The sequence below is a fragment of the Bradyrhizobium sp. Unk1 genome, from assembly GCF_059512345.1.
The window spans coordinates 1-362 of sequence record NZ_JCAMOP010000250.1 but is presented as its reverse complement, the minus strand read 5'-3'; the positions used below and the strand labels follow the sequence as shown (position 1 = coordinate 362).

Annotated in this window: 1 pseudogene; it reads right to left on the bottom strand. The window is 65.7% G+C overall.

Annotation, left to right across the window (positions count from 1 at the left end):
- Positions 1-89: 89 nt before the first annotated feature.
- A pseudogene (locus AC5ZFO_RS48355) lies at positions 90-362 on the bottom strand (cell envelope biogenesis protein TolA); the annotation flags it as partial.

Genomic DNA, 362 nt, shown 5'->3' with positions numbered 1-362 from the left:
TCTCATGTGCGTTCCTCCGGTCATGAAGATCGAGCAGTCAACGCGATCCGGCCGAACTCCGTTCCGGAGACGCGAATGGCTCTTGCCGGCTAGTCCTCCGCGCGCCGCAGGGCGGCTTGCAGCCGTTCTCCGTCCTTTTCCCAGCGGTCGTCCTCGGCCCGCGATCGCTCCTCGAGAGCATCGACCTCAGCCTGAATAGCCGCGGCTTTCTTCGCATGCTCGCGCTCGGCCTTGTCCAGTGCCGCCTCGGCTTTCGCGGCTGCCTTTTCTCGCCGTTCGCGGTCTCTCTGCCTGGCGGCCTCTTGCGCTCTGCGTCGCGGCGCTTCTGCTCCTTTTCGAATTCGGCGGCGGCCTTTCAGGCG